We start from the raw sequence: 24,697 nt of genomic DNA, 5'->3' as shown, positions 1-24,697 counted from the left end.
GAACGCGACGCGCGCAGCGCCTGCGGCATTCGGCCGAGACGGATGGGCAGGCGGGACGGCGAGCGGGCGGGCGGCGCGGGTACGCGGGGGTGAACGACGGGCGGGTACGCCGGGGCGCGGGACCGGCGCGGCTGCGGCGGCACGCGTCGGCCGGTGCGGGGCCGGGCGCCGGTCGGAGGACGGGCGCCCGGCGGTCGTGGTCAGGCGGCGCTGCGCCCCCGCTCCCGGTGCGCGCGCACGATCTCCGCGTACCGGTGGCCGCTGCCCTTGATGGTCCGGGTCTGGGTGGGGTAGTCGACGTGGACCAGGCCGAAGCGCTTGTCGTAGCCGTACGCCCACTCGAAGTTGTCCAGCAGGGACCAGGCGAAGTATCCGGCCAGCGGGGCGCCCCGGCGGGCGGCGGAGGCGCAGGCGGCGAGGTGGGCTTCGAGGTAGTCCTGGCGTTCGGGGTCGTGGACGCTGCCGTCGGGGCGGACCGTGTCGGGGAAGGCGGAGCCGTTCTCGGTCACGTACAGGGCGCGGGCGCCGTACTCCTCGGTGAGCCGGAGCAGCAGGGTCTCGATGCCGCCGGGGTCGATCTCCCAGTCCATGGCGGTGCGCGGCACACCCTCGCGGCGGACGCTGCGGGCGTACGGCGCGGGGCCCTCGGGGTCGTCGGTGACATGGGCCGGGAAGTAGTAGTTCAGTCCCAGCCAGTCCAGCGGCGCCGCGATGGTCGACAAGTCGCCGTCCCGCAGCGGCAGTTCGACGCCGTAGGTCTCCACCATGTCGGCCGGGAAGCCGCGGCCGTGCACGGGGTCGAGCCACCAGCGGTTGACATGGCCGTCGTGCCGGCGGGCGGCCGCGATGTCCTCGGGCCGGTCGGTGGCCGGATGCACGGTGGAGAGGTTGTTGACGATGCCGATCCGGGCGTCCGGGACGGCGGCGCGCACGGCCTCGGTGGCGAGACCGTGGCCGAGGAGCAGATGGCAGGAGGCGCGGACCGCAGCGGTCAGGTCGGTCCAGCCGGGGGCCATCGTGCCCTCGTAGTGGCCGATCCAGGCCGAGCAGGACGGCTCGTTGAGGGTCGTCCAGAGCTTGACGCGGTCGCCGAGGCGCCGGGCCACGGCGTCGGCGTACGCGGCGAACGCGTGGGCGGTGTCCCGCTCCGGCCAGCCGCCGCGGTCCTGGAGCGTCTGCGGCAGGTCCCAGTGGTAGAGGGTGACGGAGGGGGTGATGCCCGCCGCGAGCAGGTCGTCCACCAGCGCGTCGTAGAAGGCGAGGCCCTTGGGGTTGACCTCGCCGGTGCCGCCGGGGACGACACGCGGCCAGGCGACGGAGAGGCGGTAGGCGTTGAGGCCGAGGCGGCGCATCAGGGCGACGTCCTCGCCCCGGCGGTGGTAGTGGTCGCAGGCGACGTCGCCGTTGTCATCGCCCGCGATCCTCCCCGGTGTGTGGGAGAAGGTGTCCCAGATCGAGGGTGTCCGGCCGTCCTCGGCGACGGCTCCCTCGATCTGGTAGGCCGAGGTGGCCGTGCCCCACAGGAAGCCGTCCGGGAGTGCGGCGAGGTCGATGCGTTCGGACACGGAAGTCCCTTCGGAATACGGGGTGTTGCCGGTCATTTGACGGCCCCCGCCGTCAGCCCGGCCACGAGGTAGCGCTGGAGCAGCAGGAACCCGGCCACCACGGGCACGCTGACGACCAGCGAGGCGGCCATGATCTGGTTCCAGTAGACGTCGTTGAGGGTGGAGTAGCCCTGGAGGCCGACGGCGAGGGTACGGGTGGTGTCGTTGGTCATCACCGAGGCGAACAGCACCTCGCCCCACGCGGTCATGAACGCGTACACGGCGACGGCGACGATGCCGGGGATCGCCGCCGGTACGACGATCCGGAACAGCGCGCCGAGCGGACCGCAGCCGTCGACCAGTGCCGCCTCGTCCAGGTCGCGCGGCACCGAGTCGAGGTACCCGATGAGCATCCAGATGGAGAACGGCAGCGAGAAGGTGAGGTAGGTGAGGATCAGGCCGCCGCGAGAACCGAACAGGGCGATGCCGGTGGCGTTGCCGATGTTGACGTAGAGGAGGAACAGCGGGAGCAGGAAGAGGATGCCGGGGAACATCTGCGTGGACAGCACGGTGACGGTGAAGACGCGCTTGCCCCGGAAGTCGTAGCGGCTGACCGCGTAGGCGGAGAACACCGCGACGACGACGGACAGTACCGTCGCGGAACCCGCCACGATCAGGGAGTTCACGAAGTAGCGGGCGAGCGGCACCGTGGACCACATGTCGATGTACGGGCGGATCGTCAGCCCGCTCGGCAGCCAGCGGAACCTGCCGGAGACGTCCGCGAGCGGCTTCAGCGAGCTGGACACCATCACGTACACCGGGAGCAGTACGAAGCCGGTGAGCAGGGTGAGGAAGACGCGCCGGGTCCACAGGAACGAACGCGGCGGCGCCAGCGGCGAGTTACGCATCGGTGGTTCTCCGTCCCCGCGAGGTCGCCAGCAGATAGGCGCCCGTCACCACGAGCAGGAAGATCAGCAGCAGAACGGACATGGCGGAGCCGGTGCCGAAGTTCCAGGTGACGAACGAGGCTTGGTAGATGTGCACGGAGACGAGGTCGGCGGCCGCGGGGGCGGACTTGCCGAACAGCACGTAGGGCGTGTTGAAGTCGTTGAACGTCCACAGGAACAGCACGAGGACCAGTACCTGGTTGACCGGGCGCAGGGAGGGCAGCGTGATGCGGCGGATCCGCTGCCACGTCCCGGCGCCGTCCAGCGCGGCCGCCTCGTACAACTCCCCCGGAATGTTCTGGAGTCCGGCCGTCACCACGAGGAAGGCGAACGGCCAGCCCTTCCACACCGACACGGTCAGCAGGGCGTAGAAGCTGTTGTCGCCGATGAGCCAGAAGGCGGGCCGGGCACCGATGTGCAGCTGGTCGTGCAGGACGTGGTTCACCAGGCCGTTGTCGTGCTGGAACATGAACACCCAGGTGATGACGGCCGCGTAGACGGGCAGCGCGTACGGCACCAGGAACAGGGCGCGCAGCAGGCCGCGGCCGCGGAAGGCGTCCTGGAGGAAGACGGCCGCGGCGGTGCCGATCAGCCAGCACAGGGCGACGGACAGCAGGGTGAAGCCGACGGTGACGAGGAAGGAGTGCAGCAGGGCCTCGCCGACGGGGGCGTGGAAGTCCACCGACAGGCGGTAGTTGTCGAGGCCCGACCAGGGGGCGGTGCCCCAGTCGCGGATGTAGAACTGGGTGAGTTCCTTGAAGCTCATCACGATGCCGATGACCATCGGCACCAGATGGACGAGGAGTTCGAGGAGGAGGGCGGGCAGGAGCAGCAGGTAGGGCAGCCCGGCGCGGCGGATCCTCCCGGCGCGGCGGCGTGCCGGGGACGCCGCCGTACCGGGAGGGGCCTTCGCCACCGACTCCTCAAGGGTGTGGGTGGTCATGGCCGTTACGCCGCCGGCATCTGCTGCTGGGCCTTCTGGAGCGCGGCCCTGACCGACGCGGTGGTCACCGCGCGCCCGGCGGCGGCGTCGGCGAACAGGTCCTTGACGGCGGTGCCGACCGTCGTCTCGAACTGCGACTCGTCGGGCACCTGCGGCAGGGCGGCGGCGCTGGTGGCGAGGGTGTTCTTCAGGACCGTGTTGGCGGGGGTGTTGAACGCGGGGTCGCCCTGCGCGCTGATGACCGGCGGGATGGAGCTGTAGGCCTTGTTGAGGATCTTCTGCTCGGCGTCGGAGGTCATGAACTTCACGAACCGCGTCGCGCCGTCGAGGTTGTGGGTGTTCCGGAAGACCGCGATGTTGATGCCGGCGGCCATCGAGTCGATCTGGGTGCCGGGGCCGGGCCTGCCGGAGCGCACCGGCACGGGCGCGACGCCGTACTGGCTGTCCTTCATGCCCTGCGAGGCGAGGTTGGCGGAGGCCGATTGCCACAGCAGCATGGCCTGGTGGCCCTTGGCGAAGTCGCTGACGGACTGGTTCTGCGCGTATTCGGCGTCCCCGGCGGGGATGACCTGGTCCTTGGCCATCAGATCGACATAGCTCTGCACCGCGTCGACCACCTTGGGGTCGGTGAAGTCCGGCTTGCCGTCGGCGGTGAAGAAGTCGGCGCCGCGCTGCTTGGCGAAGACGAAGACGTGGTGGATGTTCTCCGACACGTTGGAGCCCTCGGCACCCAGCGGGGAGATTCCCTTCGCCTTGATCTTCTTGCCGTCGGCGATCAACTCGTCCCAGGTGGCAGGCGGTTGGGAGATCCCGGCGTCGGCGAAGATCTTCTTGTTGTAGTAGAGCGCGTACGCCAGCGCGTACAGGGGTACGGCGGCCGGGTCCTTGCCCTTGACGCCGGTCGAGGCGAGCGCGGACGGCAGGAAGCGGCTCTTGCCACCGATCTTGTCGAAGTTCCCGGCGTCCCAGGGCAGCAGCGCGCCGCTCGCCTGGAGGGAGGCGCTCCAGGAGTTGCCGATGTTCAGTACGTCCGGGCCCTGGCCCGACGTGGTCGCGGTCAGGATCCGGTTGAGCAGGTCGGGCCAGGGCACGACCTCCAGCTTCACCTTGATGCCCGTCTGCTTCTGGAACTTGTCGAGTTCGGGCTGGAGTACCTGCTTGTCGACGGCGACGCTGGCGCCCTGGTTGGAGGCCCAGTAAGTCAGCGTCTTGGGCGCGTCGTCGGACCCGCCCCCCGTGGACGAACCGCCTCCGCAGGCTGTCGCCGCGAGGGCGAGAGAGAGGGTGACGGCACCGACGGCCGCGGCTCGGATGCTGCGCATGTCTCCAGGTGTCCCTTCCCGGCGTCGAGCACCTTCGGGATCGCGCCCCGGTACCGGCCGGTCCGGCCGGTACCCTCCGAAGATCCTCACGTCTTAATTTAGGACGTGAGTTAACCGGCGCGGACGTGCGCCGTCAAGGGATCCGGCGGAGGTTCCTCGCGTTCTCCGCGCTCTCCAGTCCGGGGGGCGCGCGGGCGGGTCAGGGGCCGGGCGGGGTGCGCGGGAGGGCGCCGGCGAGGACGAGGGCGACGAGGCGCGCGGCGAAGTCCTCGTCGAGCGGGGCACCGCTGACGAGGGCACGGGTGAACAGGGCGCCGCCGATGGCCTCGATGACGAGAGCGGGGTCCGTGTCCGGCGCGAGTTCACCGCGTTCGACGCCCCGGCGGACCATGACGGCGCCGCGTTCGAGGCGCTCGGTCCAGTAGGGCAGGCGGCGGTCCGGCAGGGTGTGGTCGCGTTCGACGCTCAGCCGGAGCAGCGCCTCGCCCTGTGCCGTGGCGAGCAGCCGCGCCAGCGTGCCGAAGTAGGCGGTGAGATCGTCGCGGACACGTCCGGTGTCCGGCACCGGCACCGCCGCGTCGAGCTGTTCGGTCAGCGCGTCCAGGATCAGGTTCTCGCGGGTCCCCCAGCGCCGGTAGACGGAGGTCTCGTGGACTCCGGCGGCGCGGGCGACGGCGCCGACGGTGGTACCGGCGAGCCCGTGCGCGGCCAGGACGTCCACGGTGGCGGCGAGGACGGCGGAGCGCATCCGGGCCCCGCGGCGGCGCAGGGGCGGTGCGTTCCGGTCGGACGAGGGCATGCCCCACCCTAACGCAGGGTCACTTGCTTTACCCCTCGGGCGGGCGTAGCTTTCATCGCAAGGTGACTTGCGTTAAGGGGCCCGCGGTCCACGCGGTCGCCGCCGCGCCAAGGAGGCCATGTCATGGAGCAGATGCTCGCCGCCCGGCTGCACATCCCCAGCCGCACCCTGCGGATCGAGGAAGTGGCGAGGCCGCAGCCCGGTCCCGGCCAGGTCGTGGTGAAGGTGGAGGCCGCGGGCGTCTGCCTGTCGGACGTCCATCTGATCGACGGCACCCTCACCCCGCTGCTGCTGCGCGGCGACACGGTCACCCTGGGCCACGAGGTGTCCGGCACCATCGCGGAGACCGGCCCCGGCGTCACCCGCTGGACGCCGGGTCAGCGGGTGGTGCTGTACGCCGGCGAGATCCGCGACGGCGTCACGTACACCCGCGGCGTGGACTACGACGGCGGGTGGGCCGAGTACGCGCTCTCCTCCGAGCACGCGCTGACCGAACTGCCCGCGGCCATCCCCTTCGACCAGGGCGCGATCATCCCGGACGCGGTCTCCACGCCATGGGGCGCGATCACCGTCACGGGCGCCGTACGGGCCGCCGAGCCGGTCGGCGTCTGGGGCGTGGGCGGACTCGGTGTACACGCCGTCCAGTTGCTGCGGGCGATCGGCGCCTGCCCCGTCATCGCGGTCGATCCCAACCCCACCGCCCGCGAGCGCGCCCTCGACCGGGGCGCGGACCTGGCGCTGGACTCCGCCGACCCGGCGCTGCGCGAGCGGATCCGCGAGGCGACCGGCGGCGCCGGGCTCGCCGCCGCCTTCGACTTCGCCGGAGTCCCGGCGGTCCGCGCACAGGCCCTGTCGGTCCTCGCGCCCAAGGGCCGGCTGGTCCTGGTGGGCCTGACCGACCAGCCGCTGACCGTGGCCGACGGCACCCGCTTCAGCTACCTCCAGCAGCAGATCCTCGGCCACTACGGCTCCGACATGCCGGTCGCGCTGCCGCAGCTGCTCTCCCTGGTCCGGGGCGGTCGGCTGGACTTCTCCGGTTCGATCAGCGGCGAACTGCCGCTGGCGCGGGCCGCCGAGGCGGTGGAACGGCTGGAGAAGAAGACCGGCGACCCGATCCGGCTGGTCCTGCGCCCCTGACCGGCCGCTCGGCGGGACGCGCGGTGGCGGGACACCCCGGCAGGGGCCCCGCCGCCGCTTTCACGTACCGCACCGCTTCTTCACAGACCGCTGCGGTCAAGTCGGCTCTCTTACAAGGACGTTCAGGTCTCCGGCCCCGGACGCGCCGCCTCCCACACGGTGTGGAACGCCAGCCGCAGGCATGCCGCCAGGGCCGGATGTTCGATGAACAGGGTCGTCGTGGTCTCCGCCCCCGCCACCGGGTCCGGCATGTCGCACAGGACGAGGGAGGCGTCGGCGACGACGAGTTTGAGGGGCAGGCCGGGGGCGAAGCGGGCCTCCTCCCCTGCGGCGGCGAAGCGCCGGACGTGCGCCACCGTCTCCGGGTCGGCGAGGGCCTCGGAGAGGTAGATCGCGCGGACCGTGCCGCCGCCCCGGCGCAGGCGGCGCACGGCGGCGATGCCCGCCGTGTTCTCGGCCGGTGCGACAAAGGGGGGTTTGCAAAAGGTGAGGAGTTCGTGACGGGCCTGGGACTGAATGTCGGCGAAACGTTCACCGATGGCCCTCGGGTCGCGCAGGATCTCGATGTAGTCCAGCGGGTCCGTGTGCCGCCGGCCCTGAGCCCACAGCGGGCCCAGCAGATCGGCGAGTTCACGGGAGGCGCGTTCCAGCCGCTCGACGGCCTCCCGCTGGGCGGCCATCAGCCGGGCGAGGGCCGGCTCGGGGGGCTCCGCGGAGTACGTCGTCACACGTCCGGGACGTGCGGTGGCCAACTGGCGCCGCACCAGGGCGTCCAGGACGTCGTAGACGCGCTGGCGCGGAACGTCCGCCTCGCGGGCCACCTCGGCGGCCGTATAGGAGCCGCGCCTGAGCAGCGACAGATAGATCCGCGCCTCGTAGCGGGTGAGTCCGAGGGACATCAGGCGGTTGACGGTGGTGTCGTCCAGCTCCATGGCCGCACAAGATATCGGCCAACCCGGAAGCTCGGGCCAAGGTTTTGCCAACTCCCCTTGTTTTCAACGGCAAACAGTCAATAACCTCGACCCCAGCCACCACTGACCGGGGTGGCACATCCATCCACATGCCCGGAAGCAGACTCCGACCGGCCACCCCCAATGGGGGTTTGTCATGCCTATGACATGCCCGCAGGCCGTCGTACCGGAGTCGACCATCCCCCCACGGAGGGCAGTTTTTTGCATTCCCACCGCAGAAGGAACCGGATACGCCGCAGCGCTCCCGCGCTGCTGTCCGCGGCGGCTCTGATCACCGGCGGCGTGGCCGTCGCGACCCAGACCTCGGCCTTCGCCACCACCCCCGCCGCGCACGCGGCGACCACCTCCGCGGCCACGCCGGTGCACACCCACCGGCTGTGTTCGCAGCCCAGCAAGCCCGGCTACATGGCCTGCCAGTCGGTCGAGCGCACCGACATCGTCCAGCACAAGTCCCTCGGCCCGCACGACACCCCGCAGGGCTTCGGGCCGTCCGACCTGGCCGCCGCCTACAACCTGCCCAAGGACGGCGGCAACGGGCAGACGGTCGCGATCGTCGACGCCAACGACGACCCGAACGCCGAGAAGGACCTGGCGGCCTACCGCTCCCAGTACAACCTGCCCGAGTGCAGCACGGCCAACGGCTGCTTCAAGAAGATCGACCAGGACGGCGGCACCAACTACCCGACCCCGGACGCGGGTTGGGCGGGAGAGATCTCCCTCGACGTCGACATGGTCAGCGCGGCCTGCCCGCAGTGCAAGATCCTGCTGGTCGAGGCCAAGTCGGCCAACATGGACGACCTGGGCGCGGCCGTGAACCAGGCCGTCAAGCAGGGCGCCAAGTTCGTGTCCAACAGCTACGGCGGCAGCGAGGGGTCCGACGACACCACCGCGGACGACCAGTACTTCAAGCACCCCGGCGTCGCCATCACGGTCAGCTCCGGTGACAGCGGCTACGGCGTCGAGTACCCGGCGGCCTCGCCGTACGTGACGGCGGTCGGCGGCACCTCGCTGAAGAAGGACAGCAGCACCCGCGGCTACTCCGAGACCGTCTGGGGCACCTCGGCCGGCGGCGACGGCGCGGGCTCGGGCTGCTCGCAGTACGAGGCCAAGCCGTCCTGGCAGAAGGACACCGACTGCGCCAAGCGCGCGGTGGCCGACGTCGCGTCCGTGGCCGACCCGGCCACCGGTCTCGCCGTCTACGACACCTACCAGGCCAGCGGCTGGAACGTGTACGGCGGCACCAGCGCCGCCGCGCCGTTCATCGCCGGTGTCTACGCCCTCGCGGGCGCTCCGGGCTCGGGTGACACCCCGGCGTCGTACCCCTACTCCCACCCGGACCAGCTGAACGATGTCACCAGCGGTTCGAACGGGTCCTGCGACGTGGCCTACCTGTGCCAGGCGGGCAAGGGCTATGACGGCCCGACGGGTCTCGGCACCCCGAACGGGACCGGTGCCTTCACCAAGTAGTCCGGGACCGATCCGGACCGGGTGACCGCCGCACGCCGGTCCGCCCGACCCCCGCCGCGGGTCGAACGGACCGGCGTTGCGCGCGCGCCCGTCAACTCTCCTTTTTTCCAGGCGAGTTCACTCTTGCCCTCGGGTACGCTCGGCCACATGAGCGCTGACGACATCCCCACACTCGCCCTCGCCTTCCCCGGACCGGAGCGCGACAGCGGGGTGGAGGCCATCATCAGCGGCCGCAAGACGGCCATGACGGCGCTGGCCGAGATCCTGGAGAAGGCCGGCGAGCCCCTGCCCGAGGTGGGCCGGCGGTACGCGGTGCTCGACTCGGACGACCGCCCCGCCGTCGTGATCGAACTGACCGAGGTCCGGGTGATCCCCTTCCGCGAGGTGGACGACCGCTATGCGCTGGACGAGGGCCGCGGCTACGCGAACGCACGGGAGTGGGCCGCCGCCCACCGCGACTTCTTCGCCGGCGAGCAGATGACCGGACTGCTCGGCTACACGCCCGCCGTGGACGACGACGCCCTGATCGTGGCCGAGCGCTTCCGCGTGGTCGGCGCGGAGGACTAGGGCCTCTCGGCCGGATCAAGCTCGGGGCGGTCGGGCGCGCCACAGCATGAGAAACAGAAAAACCCCAGATCGACTGGGGTCTCTGCTGGTGTCCGAGGGGGGACTTGAACCCCCACGCCCGATAAAGGGCACTAGCACCTCAAGCTAGCGCGTCTGCCATTCCGCCACCCGGACGAGGTGTCTGCCGCCTTGCGGAGGGCTTCCCCCGCGGCGACATGGACAACAATACCAAGGTTTCGGAGTGCGTTTCACCTGCGTATTTCGCTCGCGCGGGCACGCGGGCGGGCCGTGTACGCGGTGCGAGAATCCGTGCGCGCAGCGCGAGCGGGCGGGCGGGCGGGCTACGGGCAGTGGACGACCTGACCGGCGTACGACAGGTTCCCGCCGAAGCCGAAGAGGAGGACCGGGGCCCCGGTGGTCAGGGTGCCGCGCTCGACGAGTTTGGAGAGGGCGAGGGGGATGCTCGCGGCGGAGGTGTTGCCGGATTCCGTCACATCGCGGGCGATCACCGCGTTCACGGCGCCGAGTTTCTCGGCGAGGGGCTCGATGATGCGCAGGTTGGCCTGGTGGAGGACGACACCGGCGAGGTCCTCGGGGGCGATACCGGCGCGCTCGCAGGTCTGGCGGGCGATGACGGGCAGCCGGGTGGTGGCCCAGCGGTAGACGCTCTGGCCCTCCTGCGCGAATCGCGGCGGCGTGCCCTCGATCCGCACCGCGTGCCCCATCTCCGGCACCGAGCCCCACCGCACGGGCCCGATCCCCGGCTCCTGCCCCGGCGCGCACGCCTCCACCACCGCGGCCCCCGCGCCGTCGCCGACGAGGACGCACGTGCTGCGGTCGGTCCAGTCGGTGATGTCGGTCATCTTGTCGGCGCCGATGACCAGGGCGCGGGTGGCCGCGCCGGCGCGGATCGTGTGGTCGGCGGTGGCCAGCGCGTGGGTGAACCCGGCGCACACCACGTTGACGTCCATCGCGGCGGGGCCGGGGACGCCGATCCGGGCCGCGACGCGGGCGGCGGTGTTCGGGGACCGGTCGATCGCGGTGGAGGTGGCCACGAGGACGAGGTCGATGTCGGCGGGAGCGAGCCCCGCGGCGGCGAGGGCCTTGGCGGCGGCGTGCGCGGCCAGCTCGTCCACGGGCTCGTCTGGCCCGGCGATGTGCCGGGTGCGGATGCCGACCCGCGTGCGGATCCACTCGTCGCTGGTGTCGACCATGCCGGCCAGGTCCTCGTTGGTGAGCACCCGAGCGGGCTGGTAGTGACCGATGGCGGCGATGCGAGAGCCGTGCATGACGGAGGTCCCCTTGTTGCCGTGGGTGGTGAACGGGTTCCACAGTCTGGCCAGTGACTCGTCAGTACGGCGGCACGTGAAGCCACAGGAAACGGGCAAACGAATTGTCGGCTCCCCTCAGCCCGCCGGGCCCGCGCGGAGCGGACGCGGCGTCGTCCTCCATGTGCAGGACAATGCGTGTGCAGGACAATGAGATCTCCGCACCAGGGCCGCCAGGGCCACCCGCACGGACAGACCGGGGCTGATCAGCACATGGGACGAGTCACGGACCGACGCAAGGTCCTCCGCATCCGGGACGGTGCGGTCTCCACCCGGCCGGACACGCTCGTCGCCGAGGAACCCCTGGAGATCCGGCTGAACGGCAAACCGCTGGCGATCACCATGCGCACTCCGGGCGACGACTTCGCGCTCGCGGCGGGATTCCTGGTGAGCGAGGGGGTGCTGGCCGCCGCGTCCGACCTCCAGAACATCGTCTACTGCGCGGGGGCGACCGCGGACGGTTCGAACACCTACAACGTGGTCGACGTGCGGACCGCTCCGGGCGTCCCGCTCCCCGATTTCACCCTTGAGCGGAACGTCTACACCTCGTCCTCCTGCGGACTGTGCGGCAAGGCCAGCCTGGACGCCGTGCGTACGACCACCCGCTGGCCGATCGCCGACACCCCCCGGCTCCGCGTCACGCCCGAGCTGCTGGCCGAGCTGCCCGAACGGCTGCGGGAGGCCCAGCGGGTCTTCGACCGCACGGGAGGTCTGCACGCGGCCGCCCTGTTCACCGAGGACGGGGAACTGCTCGACATCAAGGAGGACGTCGGCCGGCACAACGCGGTCGACAAGCTGGTGGGCCGGGCCCTCCAGGACGGCGGGCTGCCCCTGTCCCGGACGGTGCTGCTGGTCTCCGGCCGCGCCTCGTTCGAGCTGGCGCAGAAAGCCGTGATGGCCGGCATCCCCGTACTGGCCGCGGTGTCGGCGCCCTCGTCCCTGGCGGTCGACCTGGCGGCGGAGACCGGCCTGACGCTCGTCGGATTCCTGCGCGGCAGCTCGATGAACGTGTACGCGGGCGACGACCGGATCGCCCTGGAGGGACGACCGGAACCCACCAAGCCCTGACGGCTGGCCGTTCGCGGTGGCCGAGGGCGCGGCGCGGGAGGACGCCGAGGGCTGGTCGCCTCCCGGCGGCCCGGCCGGTCCTCACCCCGGCCCCGGTCCGCCCTCGGCACCGGAGATCCTGGTCAGCAGCAGGAGGAACAGCTCGCGTTCGCCCGCCGACAGCGGTGCCAGCAGTTCCTCGTTGGCCGTACGGGCGGCCCGCTCGCAGCGTTCCAGGAGCAGGCCGCCCTCCCCGGTGAGGGACACCGCGTTCTTGCGGCGGTCGCCGGGATCCGGCGCGCGGACGATCAGGCCGGCGCTCTGGAGGTCGTTCAGGACACCGACGAGGTCCTTGGGATCGAGCGCGATGCCCCGCGCGAGGTCGGCCTGGGCCACGGGGGCGAGGTCGCGGACGGCCGAGAGCACCACGTGGTGCCACATCTTCAGACCCTCCGCGGCGAGGGCGTCGGCGACGAGGGCGCGCCCCCGCGCGGCGGCCCGCCCGAGGAGCCAGCTGGGCAGCGCGCGGATCGCGGTCAGGGGAGGTTCGGCGGCCATGGCATCAGCCTATCCGAGAAATCGTTGGACTTCCCCATGACTTTCGGCTTATCGTTGGTGCTCCCAACGATTCCGCGGGGACGGACGAGTCCGCTCCCGTGCCCGAACGCCGGCCCGACCGGCCGAGGAGACCCCGATGCGCCGTGTCCGGTACGACTCCCCCGGCGGCCCCCTGTTCATGGAGAAGGCCGGTGTCCCCGAGCCCGGACCGGGACAGCTGCTCGTGCGCTGCGCCGCGATCGGGGTCACGCTGCCGGTCGTCCGCAAGGTCCGCGAGGCCGCCGAGCCGATACCGCTGGGCGGTGAACTGGCGGGCGAGGTGGTGGCGGTCGGCGCGGGGACGACCCGGTTCCGGACCGGCGACCGGGTGACCGGGCTCTGCTTCGGACACGGGTACGCCGATTTCGCGGTGCTGGACGAGGCCATGGCCTCCCCCGTGCCGGAGGGCGCCACCGAGGTGGACGCGGTCGCGCTGGTGCGCAGCGGGCTGGTGGCGCTGGGCGCTCTGTCGGCGGCGCGGCCGGAACCGGGCGAGTCGGTGCTGGTGACGGCGGCGGCGAGCGGCGTCGGACACCTGGCGGTGCAGTTGGCGCGGGCGCGGGGTGCGGGGCGGGTGGTGGGGGCCGTGTCCGACCCCGCGAAGGCGGACTTCGTGCGCTCCCTCGGCGCCGACGGCTGCGTCCGGTACGCCGACGGGAGCTGGGGAGACCCCGTGGACTGCGTCCTGGACGCGGTCGGCGGCGAGCTGCTCACCCCCGCCGTCGCCGCCCTCGCCCCGCACGGCCGGCTGGTCGCCTACAGCTCGGGCGGCGGCACGGTCCGGGCCTACGACCTGCTCGTGGGCGCCAAGTCGGTGATCGGCTTCCAGATGGCACTGATCGCCCGCGGCCGGCCCGAGCTGTACGAGCGCTGGCGCCGGGAGCTGTGGCGGCTGTTCGCCGAGGGGAGCGTACGGCCCGTCGTGCACGCGGAGTTCGCACTGGAGGAGGCGGCGCGGGCCCACGAGGCCATCGAGACACGGTCCAACCTGGGCAAGGTCGTGCTGCGCCCATGAACCCCCATCCGCTCGCCCCGGTGAGCCCTCGGACGGTTCCGGTGACCGGCCGGCAGCCGGCGGACCCGGAGGCGCTGCGGTCAGCGAAGGGCGCGGTGCTGTGGCTGCCCCTGGACCGGGCGAGCCGCTGGCCCCTCGGCGCCACCGCCCTCCCCGGCCGCGCCACCGCCCTCCCCGGCCGCGCCATCGCCCTCGGCCCCGGCCGTGCCACCGTCCCCGGTCCCGGCGTCCCCGTCCTCGGCCTCCGGGTCGTGGGCCCGGCGCTTGGCGATGACCGCGCACACCATCAGCTGCATCTGGTGGAACAGCATCAGCGGGAGCACGGCCAGGGAGGCATGGGCGCCGAAGAGGACGCTCGCCATGGGCAGGCCCGAGGCGAGGGACTTCTTGGAGCCGGCGAACTGGATGGCGATCCGGTCCTCCCGGCCGAAGCCCAGCGCCCGGCCGCCGTACCAGGTCCCCAGCAGCATCACGGCGAGCACCGCGGCCTCGACCAGGAGGAGCGCGCCGAGCCGGGCGGGGCTGACCTGGTGCCAGATGCCCTGGATCATGCCCTCGCTGAACGCGGTGTAGACGACGAGGAGGATGGAGCCGCGGTCGACCAGCCCGAGGACCTTCTTGTGCCGGGTGATGAAGGGGCCGATCCAGCGCCGCAGCAGCTGCCCGGCGAGGAACGGCACCAGCAGCTGCAGCACGATCTTGACGAGTGAGTCGGCGGAGAAGCCGCCCCCGCTGTTGCCGAGCAGCACCGCCGCCAGCAGCGGGGTGAGGACGATGCCGACCAGGGAGGAGAAGGAGCCCGCGCAGATGGCGGCGGGCACGTTCCCGCGGGCGATGGAGGTGAAGGCGATGGAGGACTGGATCGTGGAAGGCACCAGAGTGAGGAAGAGAAGGCCCTGGTAGAGCGGCTGGGTGAGCAGCACGGGCACGGTGGCGCGGGCGGCCAGGCCGAGCGCGGGGAAGACGAGGAAGGTGCAGGCGAGCACGGTGACATGGAGCCGCCAGTGGCGCAGTCCGTCGAGTGCCTCGCGGGTCGAGAGGCGGGCGCCGTAGAGGAAGAACAGGAACGCGATCGCGGCGGTCGAGGCGCCGGAGGCCACATCGGCGCCGGTGCCGTGGGCCGGGAACAGGGCGGCGAGGCCCACCGTGCCGAGGAGCAGCACGATGTACGGGTCGATCGGCATCCAGCTCGGCCAGCGCAGGCGTGTCACGGTGCTCCGATGGGTGTGCGACGGCAAGGGGGTGTCTGACGGCGTTCCGGTCGGGCCCCGCGGGGCCTGTCCTCATGATCCTCCGCCCCGCCTCGATCGGGAAACCCGTACACCACTCTCACTGTCATCACGTTCCGCGATAAGCGGCGTACGCTGGGGCGGTGTACGACCCGACGCAGTTGCGGACCTTCCTCGCGGTCGCCCAGACGCTGAGCTTCACCCAGGCGGCCCGGCGGCTCGGGCTGCGCCAGTCCACGGTGAGCCAGCATGTGCGCAGGCTGGAGGAGGCGGCGGGGCGTCCGCTGTTCGCGCGGGACACCCACTCCGTGGAGCTGACCGAGGACGGCGAGGCGATGCTGGGCTTCGCGCGCCGGATCCTCCAGGTGCACGAGCAGGCGACGGCGTTCTTCACCGGGGCGCGGGTGCGCGGGCGGCTGCGGTTCGGCGCGTCGGAGGACTTCGTACTGACCCGGCTGCCGGAGATCCTGGAGGGCTTCCGCTACGACCACCCCGAGGTCGATCTGGAGCTGTCGGTCGAGCTGTCCGGCACCCTGCACGAACGGCTGGCCGCGGGGAAGCTCGACCTGGTGCTGGCCAAGCGGCGTCCGGAGGATCCGCGGGGTGCGCTGGTGTGGCGCGACGACCTGGTGTGGATCGGCGCCGAGCGGCTGCGCCTGGACGCCGACCGGCCGGTCCCGCTGATCGTGTATCCGCCGCCCGGCATCACGCGGGCGCGTGCCCTGGAGGCGCTGGAGCGGCAGGGGCGCGACTGGCGGATCGTCTGCACCAGCGGCAGCCTCAACGGGCTGCTCGCCGCGGCCCGTGCGGGGCTCGGGGTGATGGCGCACTCGCGCCGGCTGATCCCGCCTGGGCTGTTCCGGCTGCCGGAGCGCGCCGGGCTGCCGGAGCTCGGCAAGGTCGACTTCGTCCTGGTGCACGGCCGCCGCCGGCCCGGCACGCAGGAGGCGGCGGACGCCCTCGCGGCGGCCGTCCTCGCGGGCGGGGAGCGGCTGCGGCGCCACGGCGGCTGAGCGCGGGTGTGGCACTGTTCACGCCGGGCCCGGCCGCGCCGCCCGGCCCCGGTGCGGTCATGGCCGTAATCGCCCTGTACACAGCGGTAATCGGTGCGTACAGATTCGGTGGAGATTACGGCGCCGAAACTTACTGACCCGTCAGTATTGTGTCCGTCCCTTCCGCATGTGCGGGCATTTTCCGGGCAACCCTCGGGTGGAAGGCGCAGTTTGCTCGGTTTCCGCCCCCCTCCCCTCCGGTCGGGGTGTGAGGTAGCTTTCACGGCGCTGTGCCGCACATCACCGGCGCGTTCAGGCAGCGAGGATCGGGGAGCGAGGATTGCGCGAGTTCACCAACCCGCCTCTCACGACGGCACCGCCGGTGGGTGGTCTGGCCGATGTCGTCTTCGAACACGCCCTGACGGACCCGGACCGGGTCGCCCTCGGCCGCAAGGACGCCGCCGGGCAGTGGCGCGATGTGACCTCCGCCGAGTTCCGGGACGAGGTCCTCGCGCTGGCCAAGGGTCTGCTGGCGAGCGGGGTCCGGTTCGGCGACCGGGTCGCGATCATGTCCCGTACCCGCTACGAGTGGACCCTCTTCGACTTCGCCCTGTGGACCATCGGCGCCCAGGTGGTGCCGGTCTACCCCACCTCCTCGGCCGAGCAGTGCTTCTGGATGCTGTACGACGCCGAGGTCAGCACGGCGGTCGTGGAGCACGAGGACCACGCGATGACCATCGCCACGGTGATCGGCCGGCTCCCGCGGCTGCGCCGGCTGTGGCAGCTGGACGCGGGCTGCGTGCAGGAGCTGTACGACGCCGGAGCGCACCTGGACGACGAGGTGGTGCACCGGCACCGGCAGGCGGTCACCCCGGAGTCGGTGGCCACCGTCATCTACACCTCGGGCACCACGGGCCGCCCCAAGGGCTGTGTGCTCTCGCACGGGAACTTCATGTTCGAGGCGGACAGCGTGATGGGCCGCTGGGAGCCGGTGTTCCACTCCAAGCGGGGCGACGAGGCGTCCACCCTGCTGTTCCTGCCGCTCGCCCATGTCTTCGGGCGCATGGTGGAGGTGGCGGCGATCCGGGGCCGGGTACGCCTCGGCCACCAGCCGCAGCTGAACGCCGCCGCGCTGCTTCCCGACCTCCAGGCGTTCAGACCGACGTTCATCCTGGCGGTGCCGTACATCTTCGAGAAGGTGTTCAACGCCTCCCGGCGCAAGGCGGAGAAGGAGGGCAAGGCGGGGCCGTTCGAGAAGGCGGTCGAGGTCGCGGTGCGGTACGCGGAGGCGATCGAGGCGAAGGCGTGGGGGGACGGGCCCGGTCCGTCGGCGGGGCTGCGGATGCAGCACCAGTTGTTCGACAAGCTGGTGTACGCGAAGGTCAGGGAGGCGATGGGCGGCCGGATCCGCAACGCCATGTCCGGCGGCTCGGGCATGGACCGCCGCCTGGGGCTGTTCTTCGCGGGCGCGGGCGTGCAGATCTACGAGGGGTACGGGCTGACCGAGTCGACGGCGGCGGCGACCGCGAACCCGCCCGAGCGCACCCGGTACGGCACCGTCGGGCAGGCGATCCCCGGAACGACCGTGCACATCGCGGACGACGGCGAGGTCTGGCTGTACGGCGGCAATGTCTTCCAGGGGTATCTGAACAACCCGAAGGCGACCGACGGATCGCTGCACGACGGCTGGCTGGCCACCGGTGACCTGGGTTCGCTCGACGAGGACGGGTATCTGACGATCACCGGCCGCAAGAAGGAGATCCTCGTGACCTCCGGCGGCAAGAGCGTCTCGCCCGGCGTGCTGGAGGAGCGGGTCCGCGACCATCCGCTGGTCAGCCAGTGCATCGTGGTCGGCAACGACCGCCCTTACATCGCTGCCCTGGTCACCCTCGACCAGGAGGCCGTCGAGCACTGGCTCCAGATGCGCGGCAAACCGGCGATGGCGCCCGCGGAACTGGTGCGGGACCCGGATCTGGAGACGGAGGTGCGGCGCGCGGTGGTCGCCGCGAACACGCTGGTCTCCCAGGCCGAGTCGATCCGCACCTTCCGGATACTGGCACAGCCGTTCACCGAGGAACACGGCCTGCTGACACCGTCGTTGAAGCTGAAGCGGAAGGCGATCGAAAAGGCGTACGAGCGCGAGGTCGAGGCTCTCTACAAGTCCTGAGGGACCGAAGCGGATCCGCGTGTCTCGGGCGCGTCAGGAATGGATCGCGGTGTGTGATCGTTGACGATGGAGAACCACGTTGTCGACAAGCGAAGGATCAACGAGCTCGTGAGCAGCAAGGTCCCCCCGATCACCCTCAACAACGGCGTGGAGATGCCCCAGGTGGGCTTCGGCGTGTGGCAGGTGCCGGACGACGAGGCCGAGCAGGTCGTCGGCACCGCGCTGGAGGCCGGGTACCGCAGCATCGACACGGCCGCGGCGTACGGCAACGAAGAGGGCACCGGCCGGGCCATCGCGGCCTCCGGCCTGCCCCGCGAGGAAATCTTCGTCACCACCAAGCTCTGGAACAGCGACCAGGGGTACGACGCGACCCTGCGTGCCTTCGACACGTCGCTGAGCAAGCTGGGGCTCGACCACCTCGACCTGTACCTGATCCACTGGCCGCTGCCGGCGCGGGACACGTACGTCGACACGTACAAGGCGCTGGAGAAGCTGTACGCCGACGGCCGGGTCCGCGCCATCGGTGTGTCGAACTTCCTTCCCGAGCATCTGCGGCGGCTCGCGGAGGAGACGTCCGTCGTCCCCGCGGTGAACCAGATCGAACTGCACCCGCATCTCCAGCAGCACGAGGCGCGGGAGTACCACGCGGAGCAGGGCATCCGGACGGAGGCGTGGTCGCCGCTCGGGCAGGGCAAGGGGCTGCTGGAGGTGCCGGCGATCGTGGCGATCGCGCAGAAGCACAACCGCACCCCGGCGCAGGTGGTGCTGCGGTGGCACGTCCAGCAGGGCACCATCGTGATCCCGAAGTCGGTGACGCCGTCGCGGATCAAGGAGAACATCGAGCTGTTCGACTTCAGTCTGGACGCGGAGGATCTGGCGGCGATCGGCGCGCTGAACGAAGACCGGCGGATCGGTCCCGACCCGGCGACGTTCGACCTGGCCTGACGAGAGGCTTCCGGCCGCGTGTACGGGCGCTGCCCTGTACCGCGGCCGGGTCGATGGCCGGAACGCTCACCAGCCGTGGCAAGCCCCGTGCGGGGCGCGGGGAGATGCGCGAGCGGCCACGGCGGGCCCGCGCGCACGCCGGCTCGGCAGGAGTCCGCCGCCGTCACAGCGCATGCGCGTCCGCGTGCACCACGGTGAATTCCTCCAGCGCCACCACCCTCGCCCGCGCCTTCGCCGTGCCGGATCGGCGGATGGCGGAGACGGCGGCGCGGGAGGACGCCAGGGCGTGGTGGTCGGTGAAGACCGTGCCCGCGATGCCCCGGCCCCGGTCGCGGTCCAGCAGCAGTGCCGTGCGGGCCAGCCCCGGTACCGTCTCCAGACGCGGCAGCACCGTCGCGTGGAAGGCGTCGGCCAGCAGATCCGCGTCGCGGGGGTCGAACTCCAGCCGGGCGACGCGCAGTCCGCCGCCGACCACGGGTCGCGGCAGGGCGTGGAAGACCGCGACGCGATAGTGCTCGACGGCCACCGTCGCGGCGAACGGCTCCAGGAGCGCGGGGCGCCGCTCCCGCATCACCTCGTCGCTGTTGACCTGTGCCTCCTCGGTCTCCCACCAGCTGACCGTGAGCAGTTTGCCCAGCTCGCGATCGACGAAGACGCCCGCACCCCGGTAGCCGGGCCGCTCCTCCAGCAGATCGTGGCCCTGGCTGTCCAGGGCGCGCAGGGCCGAGTCCAGCCGGGCCGGATCCCCGGTCGCGTACACCGTGCGTACGAACATGACGCCTCGCCTCCCAGGGCGCGGATGACGCCGATCCCTCAGGTGACTCCAGTCTCGCCACGGGCGCAAACCACCGCAATACACGCCGCGTTGCGCGAGTTCGCAACCCGAGGGTTGACGCGCACATGGCATCTACGCCACCGTGGAGCCGCCCGGTAAGGAAAGTTTCCTAACAGAAGGGTCCCCCACAGTGCGTCTTCGCTCACTGACCCTCGCCGCGGCCTCCGGGGCCGCCCTGCTCGCCGCCGGCCTCGCGCCCGCGCACGCGCTCGCCAGCCCCGCGCCGGCCGCCGCGCCGAAGACCGCCCAGGAGGGCTCGGTCAGCGCGGCCGATCTGCTCGCCAAGGTGAAGTCCTGTTCGCAGATCTCCAACGGCAAGTACAAGACCGACGACGAGACCTCGGCCACGATCCCCGTGTGCGGCAAGAACGGCGCGGTGTTCTGGAAGGCCGACATGGACATCGACTGCGACGGCCAGCGCACCACCAACTGCAACGAGGACCGCGACCCCTGGTTCCAGGACGACACCGCCTTCCACCAGTCGGACGGCAAGCCTCTGAAGTCCGAGTCGCTGCCCTATGTCGTGGTGCCCAGCACCAGCAGCATCTGGAAGTACACCGACTACGGGATCAAGGGCGGCGGTGTGGTCGCCGTCATCTACAACAACAAGGTGGAGTACGCCGTCGTCGGCGACACCGGACCCACGAAGATCATCGGCGAGGCGTCGTACGCCACCGCCAAGGCGCTCGGCATCGACCCGGACCCGGCGACCGGCGGCGCGGACTCGGGGGTGACCTACATCCTGTTCGAGAACTCGAAGGTCTCCCCCATCGAGAGCCACAGCGCCGCCGTGTCCCTGGGCGATCAGCTCGCCAGGCAGTTCATAGCCGACAACTGACACGGTTGCCACGCCAGCCGGGCCGGCCCGGCTGGCGTGGGCCGCCGGGCGCGGACCGGGTCAGGACGGGCGTACGGCCGTGTACACGGTGTGGGCGGCCAGCAGGAACACGTCCGGCCGCCGGTGGACGCTCGCCGGGTCGGCCGGGTCCAGGAGCCGGTCGAGGGTGTCCCGGTCCTCGGCGCCGAGGGCGTCGCCGAAGCCCTCGCGCAGCCGGCCGAGGTGGGCGGCGGCATAGGCGCGGGTCCGGTCGTCGGCCGGGGCGGGCAGGTCGAGCAGGAAGCTGCGGGTGCCGGTGTGCTTCAGGCCCGCGGCGGTCAGCAGGGCCGGCCAGTCCTCGGTCTCGGCGACGGTTCCGGGGAGGTCGGCGCGCATCCGCGCGAACCAGTCCTCCTCCAGCGCGTCCAGCCGCGCCTGGAGTCCGGGGCGGCCGATGCCGAGGTCGCGGGGCAGGAAGCGGGAGGGCAGGCCGCCTTCGAGCAGGGCCAGGGTGCCGCCGGGGGCGAGCCGCTGCCCGAACGCGGCGAGCGCGGCCCGCTGGTCCCCGAGGTGGTGCAGGCTGCGGCTGGCCCACAGCAGATCGGCCGGCTTCGGCAACTCCTCCAGTACGTCCGGGAGTTCACCGGCGAGGGTGTCGAGGCGCTCGGCGAGGCCCAGCCGGTCGGCACGGGCGCGGGCCCGGTCGAGGAGCGGCGCGGTACCGTCGACGGCGACGACGTGCGCGCCGGGGAACGCCTCGGCGAACAGGCAGGACAGGACGCCGGGCCCGCTGCCCGCGTCCGCGATCAGTCCCGGCGCGGCGACCTCGCTCGCGAGCCAGGACAGGGCCTGCCGGTACAGGGGGGCGAACAGCTCGGCCTGGGCCTCCAGGTGGGGGGCCATCGCGTTCCAGTCGAGGTCCGCGCCGTGGCTGTGCTGATGGCCGTGGCCCTGTCCGTGTCCCTGTCCCTGTCCGTGGGTGTGGTTGCCGTCGTGGTCGTGCGCCATGGTGGTCAGCCTTTCTTCCGGTGCCGTCAGGGTGCGACGGCACACCGGGCGAAGGCCAGTCACGTTGCCGACCCGGCAAATCCGTGGCGGGCGGCCGCCGGAAAAAACCGGATGCCCGGCCGCCGCTCCTCGTCCACCATGGCCCGATGGGCAACGACATGAGGGAGCGCTTCCTCGCCGACGGGTTCGTGAAGGTCGAGGGTGCGGTCGCGCCTCGGGTCGCGGAGGACTGCGCGCGGCTGCTGTGGCGGGAGACGGGGTACGACCCGGAGGACCCCGGCACCTGGAAGGAACCGGTGGTACGGATCGGCGGGCTGGCGCAGGGGCCCTTCGCGGCCGCCGCCAACTCCCCCGTGCTGCACGAGGCGTTCGATCTGCTGGTGGGTGAGCGGCGGTGGCAGCCGCGGTACTCGCTCGGCACGTTCCCGCTGCGCTTCCCGCACACCGAGGATCCGGGCGACGCCGGCTGGCACATCGAGGGCAGCTATCTGCCCGAGGGCGCGACCTGGTTCCACACCAATCTGCGCTCGCGGGACCGGGCGTTGCTGATGCTGTTCCTGTTCAGCGAGGTGGGCGAGGAGGACGCGCCGACGCGGATCCGGGTCGGCTCGCATCTGGAGGTGCCGCGGATCCTCGAACCGTACGGCGAGGCGGGTGTCTCGGGGCTGGAGATCGCGCCGGAACTGGACGCGGCGAGCGCGCACCGGCCGCTCGCCCTGGCCACCGGGCGCCCCGGCGATGTCTATCTGTGCCATCCGTTCCTGGTGCACGCGGCGCAGCCGCACCACGGCACCCGGCCGCGGTTCATGGCCCAGCCGCCCCTGGAGCCCGCGGTGCCGTACGAACTGGAACGGCCGGACGGCGCGTACTCCCCGGTGGAGACGGCCATCCGCCGGGGACTCGGCCGCTAGGGCCGCTCGTTCGGATCACGCCGGCCCCGGTGTGCGCGGAGGCCGCTCACTGTTTGCGGAAGGCGCGCAGGGAGAAGGTCGGGTCGGGGCGAGGACGGTCCTGGTCGGGGAGGGCGGCCAGGCGGGCGGCGTACGTGGCGCGGCGGGGGTCGCCGGGCGGAAGCCGGCTGAACCAGCCCCGGTGCAGGTCGGCGATGGTGCTGCGGGGGCTGCGGCCCTGGCCGGTGCCGGGGAAGGCGGACCGCCCGGCGAGGGCGAGCCCGTGCCGGGCGGCGTGCGCGGTGACGAGGGCGGCGGCGTCCGCGGCGGGGCGGACGGGCCGGTCGGCGAGGGCGGCGTCGATGTCGCTGCCCACGTCGTGCGCGGCGGCCTTGTCGACCGTCGTGACGTACACCCCGCCGGGCCGCAGGACGCGGGCGCATTCGGCGAGGACGGCGTCCAGGTCGCCGGGGCCGGACAGCAGGTGCAGCAGCCAGATGCTGACGACGGCGTCGAAGGTGGCGGCCGGGAAGGGCAGTCGGCGGCTGTCGGCCCGGACGAGCGCGCCGGGCAGCCGGGCGGTGGCCCGGCGGATCATGCCGTCGGCGAGGTCCGCACCGGTGACGCGGGTCGCGGGGCGGGCCGCGGCGAGCCTGCGGGTGACGATGCCGGTGCCGCAGGCCAGGTCGAGGAGGCGGCCGGGACGGTCGGGTATCAGGTCGAGGACGGCTCCCGCGGCGGCCGCGGCACGCTCCTCGCCGCCGCGTAAGGCGTCGTAGTCACGGGCTTCCTTGTCGTAATCGAGCACAGCGCTCAGTGTGCGCCGTGGCCCGGTGCGATGTCCTCCACCCTGCGGGCGAGGGCGAAGTCCTTCTCGGTGAGGGTGCCGCCGGCGCTGTGGGTGGTGATGGCGAGGTCGACGGAGTGGTAGCCGAGGGTGCAGTCGGAGTGGTGGTCCAGCTCGTCCTGGATGCGGGCGATGTGCATGACCAGGGCGGCCGCGGCGAAGTGCGAGGCGAGCCGGTAGGTGCGGGTGAGCCGGTCGCCGTCCGCGGACCAGCCGGGGAGTCCGGCGATCCGGTCCTCGATCTCCTGCGGCGACAGCGGTGCGGCGGCCATGGCGCGGCTCCCTTCGGGACGGGGGCGGGTCTCCTCCCAGCCTGCCACGCGCGGGGCCGGGGGATCCGGCGACGCGTCCGCGCGGCCGGTACCGGCTGGCGCACCGCCGATTCCGGCCTGAGCTGGCGCGTCCGCGTCCGCGAGGTCGTTGCGGTGCGCACTTCTCGTCTAGGGTCGAGGTATGACCATGGTCGCCACCGAAGCTTCCGTGTCCACCGCCGCCCCCGACACCAAGGGGGTGGGCCCGCTGCTGCGTGCCTGGCGGGAGCGGCGCCGCATCTCCCAGCTGGAGCTGGCCCTGCGCGCCGACTCCTCCGCCCGGCACATCAGTTTCGTGGAGACCGGCAGGTCCCGGCCCAGCGAGGAGATGGTGCTGCGGCTCGCCGAGCATCTAGACGTGCCCGTGCGGGAGCGCAACGCCCTGCTGCTGGCCGCCGGTTACGCCCCGCGCTACCCGGAGACCCCGCTGGACGACCCTGCCCTGGCCGCCCTGCGCGACGGCATGGAGCGGCTGATCCAGGGCTACGAGCCGTATCCCGCGCTGGTGGTGGACGCCGGGTACACGGTGGTGGCCGCCAACCGGGGCATCACGATGCTGCTGGACGGCATCCCGGAGAAGCTGCTCCAGCCGCCGAACGCGATGCGGCTGACCCTGCACCCCGAGGGCCTGGCACCGCGGATCCGCAACCTCCGGGAGTGGCGCGGGCATCTGGTGGCGCAGATGGAGCGCCAGCTCGCGCTGCACCGCTCGGACCAACTCCGCGCGCTGTACGAGGAGGTGACGGCGTACCCGGTGCCCGAGGACGCGCCGGGCGAGGAGCCGGACGAGCCGGTGCCGTACTTCGCGCTGCCGATGCGGGTCGAACACGAGGGCCGCGTCCTGTCGTTCGTGTCCTCCATCTCCACGTTCAACACGCCGATGGACGTCACCGTCGCCGAACTCGCCATCGAGACCTTCCTGCCGGCCGACCCGGCGACCGCCAAGTACCTCCAGACGCTGGCGGGTTGACG

At 72.0% G+C, this 24,697-nt stretch carries 24 protein-coding genes and 1 tRNA gene; 11 read left to right on the top strand and 14 right to left on the bottom strand.

The window, feature by feature from the left end:
- Positions 1–200: 200 nt before the first annotated feature.
- The 5 genes from ACZ7EC_RS32310 to ACZ7EC_RS32290 all read right to left on the bottom strand — a co-directional run bounded on the left by ACZ7EC_RS32310 (position 201) and on the right by ACZ7EC_RS32290 (position 5,555).
- Positions 201–1,601: a GH1 family beta-glucosidase gene (locus ACZ7EC_RS32310; protein ID WP_471068591.1), complete on the bottom strand. Its 1,401-nt coding sequence runs from the start codon at positions 1,599–1,601 to the stop codon at positions 201–203.
- The gene (locus ACZ7EC_RS32305; protein WP_471068633.1) at positions 1,598–2,437 is read right to left on the bottom strand and encodes a carbohydrate ABC transporter permease; all 840 of its coding nucleotides are present in this window, start codon (positions 2,435–2,437) and stop codon (positions 1,598–1,600) included. Before ACZ7EC_RS32305 ends, ACZ7EC_RS32310 begins: the two co-directional genes overlap by 4 nt.
- 7 nt (positions 2,438–2,444) lie before the next feature.
- Positions 2,445–3,434, bottom strand: coding sequence for a carbohydrate ABC transporter permease (locus ACZ7EC_RS32300; protein ID WP_471068588.1), 990 nt, complete (start codon positions 3,432–3,434; stop codon positions 2,445–2,447).
- 5 nt (positions 3,435–3,439) lie between these two features.
- Positions 3,440–4,756, bottom strand: a complete 1,317-nt coding sequence (locus ACZ7EC_RS32295) for an ABC transporter substrate-binding protein (RefSeq protein ID WP_471068586.1) — start codon at positions 4,754–4,756, stop codon at positions 3,440–3,442.
- Positions 4,757–4,955: 199 nt separating this feature from the next.
- Complete coding sequence (locus tag ACZ7EC_RS32290; protein ID WP_471068583.1) at positions 4,956–5,555, bottom strand: TetR/AcrR family transcriptional regulator; 600 nt, start codon at positions 5,553–5,555, stop codon at positions 4,956–4,958.
- Between the two features lie 123 nt (positions 5,556–5,678).
- Between ACZ7EC_RS32290 and ACZ7EC_RS32285 the strand changes: the two genes are divergently transcribed.
- Entirely contained in the window at positions 5,679–6,692 is a 1,014-nt protein-coding gene (locus tag ACZ7EC_RS32285; protein ID WP_471068580.1) for a zinc-binding dehydrogenase, read from the top strand.
- 122 nt (positions 6,693–6,814) lie between these two features.
- Here ACZ7EC_RS32285 and ACZ7EC_RS32280 read toward each other — a convergent pair whose 3' ends face one another.
- A complete protein-coding gene (locus tag ACZ7EC_RS32280; RefSeq protein WP_471068578.1) occupies positions 6,815–7,624 on the bottom strand; it encodes a TrmB family transcriptional regulator in 810 nt (269 codons plus the stop codon).
- 240 nt (positions 7,625–7,864) lie between these two features.
- On the opposite strand from ACZ7EC_RS32280, the gene ACZ7EC_RS32275 reads away from it, so the two are divergent.
- Both ACZ7EC_RS32275 and ACZ7EC_RS32270 read left to right on the top strand, forming a co-directional pair.
- Entirely contained in the window at positions 7,865–9,130 is a 1,266-nt protein-coding gene (locus tag ACZ7EC_RS32275) for a S53 family peptidase (RefSeq protein ID WP_471068575.1), read from the top strand.
- Positions 9,131–9,277: 147 nt separating this feature from the next.
- Complete coding sequence (locus tag ACZ7EC_RS32270; RefSeq protein WP_471068573.1) at positions 9,278–9,697, top strand: ASCH domain-containing protein; 420 nt, start codon at positions 9,278–9,280, stop codon at positions 9,695–9,697.
- An 86-nt stretch (positions 9,698–9,783) separates the two neighbouring features.
- Here the strand turns inward: ACZ7EC_RS32270 and ACZ7EC_RS32265 are convergent.
- Positions 9,784–9,871: transfer RNA gene (locus ACZ7EC_RS32265), tRNA-Leu, on the bottom strand.
- A 167-nt stretch (positions 9,872–10,038) separates the two neighbouring features.
- A complete protein-coding gene (locus tag ACZ7EC_RS32260; RefSeq protein WP_471068571.1) occupies positions 10,039–10,986 on the bottom strand; it encodes a beta-ketoacyl-ACP synthase III in 948 nt (315 codons plus the stop codon).
- A gap of 252 nt (positions 10,987–11,238) precedes the next feature.
- Here ACZ7EC_RS32260 and fdhD point away from each other — a divergent pair, with 252 nt between their 5' ends.
- Positions 11,239–12,093, top strand: coding sequence for a formate dehydrogenase accessory sulfurtransferase FdhD (gene fdhD / locus ACZ7EC_RS32255; protein ID WP_471068568.1), 855 nt, complete (start codon positions 11,239–11,241; stop codon positions 12,091–12,093).
- Between the two features lie 81 nt (positions 12,094–12,174).
- Here fdhD and ACZ7EC_RS32250 read toward each other — a convergent pair whose 3' ends face one another.
- Positions 12,175–12,630 carry a MarR family winged helix-turn-helix transcriptional regulator gene (locus ACZ7EC_RS32250; RefSeq protein ID WP_471068565.1) on the bottom strand — a complete coding sequence of 152 codons (456 nt, stop codon included), beginning with the start codon at positions 12,628–12,630 and terminating at the stop codon, positions 12,175–12,177.
- 136 nt (positions 12,631–12,766) lie between these two features.
- Here ACZ7EC_RS32250 and ACZ7EC_RS32245 point away from each other — a divergent pair, with 136 nt between their 5' ends.
- Positions 12,767–13,684 carry a quinone oxidoreductase family protein gene (locus ACZ7EC_RS32245; RefSeq protein ID WP_471068563.1) on the top strand — a complete coding sequence of 306 codons (918 nt, stop codon included), beginning with the start codon at positions 12,767–12,769 and terminating at the stop codon, positions 13,682–13,684.
- An 80-nt stretch (positions 13,685–13,764) separates the two neighbouring features.
- On the opposite strand, the gene ACZ7EC_RS32240 is transcribed toward ACZ7EC_RS32245, so the two are convergent.
- Positions 13,765–14,895, bottom strand: coding sequence for a bile acid:sodium symporter family protein (locus ACZ7EC_RS32240; RefSeq protein WP_471068560.1), 1,131 nt, complete (start codon positions 14,893–14,895; stop codon positions 13,765–13,767).
- Positions 14,896–15,056: 161 nt separating this feature from the next.
- Here ACZ7EC_RS32240 and ACZ7EC_RS32235 point away from each other — a divergent pair, with 161 nt between their 5' ends.
- The 3 genes from ACZ7EC_RS32235 to ACZ7EC_RS32225 all read left to right on the top strand — a co-directional run bounded on the left by ACZ7EC_RS32235 (position 15,057) and on the right by ACZ7EC_RS32225 (position 19,017).
- Entirely contained in the window at positions 15,057–15,926 is an 870-nt protein-coding gene (locus ACZ7EC_RS32235; RefSeq protein ID WP_471068557.1) for a LysR substrate-binding domain-containing protein, read from the top strand.
- 319 nt (positions 15,927–16,245) lie between these two features.
- On the top strand, positions 16,246–18,072 hold the full coding sequence (locus tag ACZ7EC_RS32230; protein ID WP_471068555.1) for an AMP-dependent synthetase/ligase: 1,827 nt from the start codon (positions 16,246–16,248) through the stop codon (positions 18,070–18,072).
- 108 nt (positions 18,073–18,180) lie between these two features.
- On the top strand, positions 18,181–19,017 hold the full coding sequence (locus tag ACZ7EC_RS32225; RefSeq protein ID WP_471068552.1) for an aldo/keto reductase: 837 nt from the start codon (positions 18,181–18,183) through the stop codon (positions 19,015–19,017).
- Positions 19,018–19,180: 163 nt separating this feature from the next.
- On the opposite strand, the gene ACZ7EC_RS32220 is transcribed toward ACZ7EC_RS32225, so the two are convergent.
- Positions 19,181–19,792 (bottom strand): hypothetical protein, encoded by a 612-nt coding sequence (locus ACZ7EC_RS32220; protein ID WP_471068549.1) that lies wholly within the window; start codon positions 19,790–19,792, stop codon positions 19,181–19,183.
- Between the two features lie 190 nt (positions 19,793–19,982).
- Here ACZ7EC_RS32220 and ACZ7EC_RS32215 point away from each other — a divergent pair, with 190 nt between their 5' ends.
- Entirely contained in the window at positions 19,983–20,690 is a 708-nt protein-coding gene (locus ACZ7EC_RS32215) for a glycoside hydrolase family 75 protein (protein WP_471068546.1), read from the top strand.
- 60 nt (positions 20,691–20,750) lie between these two features.
- Here the strand turns inward: ACZ7EC_RS32215 and ACZ7EC_RS32210 are convergent, their stop codons facing one another.
- Positions 20,751–21,677: a class I SAM-dependent methyltransferase gene (locus ACZ7EC_RS32210; protein WP_471068542.1), complete on the bottom strand. Its 927-nt coding sequence runs from the start codon at positions 21,675–21,677 to the stop codon at positions 20,751–20,753.
- 146 nt (positions 21,678–21,823) lie between these two features.
- On the opposite strand from ACZ7EC_RS32210, the gene ACZ7EC_RS32205 reads away from it, so the two are divergent.
- Entirely contained in the window at positions 21,824–22,588 is a 765-nt protein-coding gene (locus tag ACZ7EC_RS32205) for a phytanoyl-CoA dioxygenase family protein (RefSeq protein ID WP_471068540.1), read from the top strand.
- Positions 22,589–22,634: 46 nt separating this feature from the next.
- Here the strand turns inward: ACZ7EC_RS32205 and ACZ7EC_RS32200 are convergent, their stop codons facing one another.
- The gene (locus ACZ7EC_RS32200; protein ID WP_471068537.1) at positions 22,635–23,375 is read right to left on the bottom strand and encodes a class I SAM-dependent methyltransferase; all 741 of its coding nucleotides are present in this window, start codon (positions 23,373–23,375) and stop codon (positions 22,635–22,637) included.
- Positions 23,376–23,380: 5 nt separating this feature from the next.
- Entirely contained in the window at positions 23,381–23,686 is a 306-nt protein-coding gene (locus ACZ7EC_RS32195) for a 4a-hydroxytetrahydrobiopterin dehydratase (protein WP_471068535.1), read from the bottom strand.
- Positions 23,687–23,867: 181 nt separating this feature from the next.
- Between ACZ7EC_RS32195 and ACZ7EC_RS32190 the strand changes: the two genes are divergently transcribed.
- Positions 23,868–24,695 (top strand): helix-turn-helix domain-containing protein, encoded by an 828-nt coding sequence (locus ACZ7EC_RS32190; RefSeq protein ID WP_471068533.1) that lies wholly within the window; start codon positions 23,868–23,870, stop codon positions 24,693–24,695.
- Positions 24,696–24,697: the final 2 nt, after the last annotated feature.

The sequence above is a fragment of the Streptomyces sp. NPDC037203 genome, assembly GCF_055605065.1.
Note: the sequence above shows the minus strand (reverse complement) of the source record. Positions and strands in the feature narration are given on the sequence as shown.